Origin of the sequence: Paraburkholderia sp. RL17-373-BIF-A (genome assembly GCF_046030175.1) — a bacterium.
In the GTDB taxonomy this organism is placed as follows: Bacteria; Pseudomonadota; Gammaproteobacteria; order Burkholderiales; family Burkholderiaceae; genus Paraburkholderia.
In genome coordinates this window covers 1-292 of sequence record NZ_JARESO010000510.1, presented here as the reverse complement: position 1 = coordinate 292, position 292 = coordinate 1, and the positions used below count along the sequence as shown (strand labels likewise).

The following is a 292-nucleotide window of genomic DNA, read 5'->3' as shown; positions in this document are numbered from 1 at the left end:
ACAGCCAACACACCAGCTTCATCCTGCCGGCCACTGAAAAGCAGCAATCTGAAGGAGTTTCCTGAAGGCGGCGTAGCCCGGCACACGAGTAACCCGCGCTCCGGCTATGCAGCGGATGTCATCCGATTTGCGGCTTCAGATAGCGGCAGGCTCATTGGGCGGAACACTGTAATGCGGTAACCAACCCGCGTATATCAGGGTGATCCACCGTCGAGACTTACTGCTACGTCGCCCTCAGGAAATTTAGCGTCCTGAAAAACCGAAAACCGATCTCTCTTGACACGGGAAGTCA

General features: G+C 55.5%; 1 protein-coding gene. It reads left to right on the top strand.

What is annotated here, in order from left to right:
• Positions 1-180, top strand: a 180-nt coding sequence (locus tag P0D80_RS51580; protein WP_408296763.1) for a hypothetical protein, incomplete at its 5' end; no start/stop codon positions are given.
• Positions 181-292 lie beyond the last annotated feature (112 nt).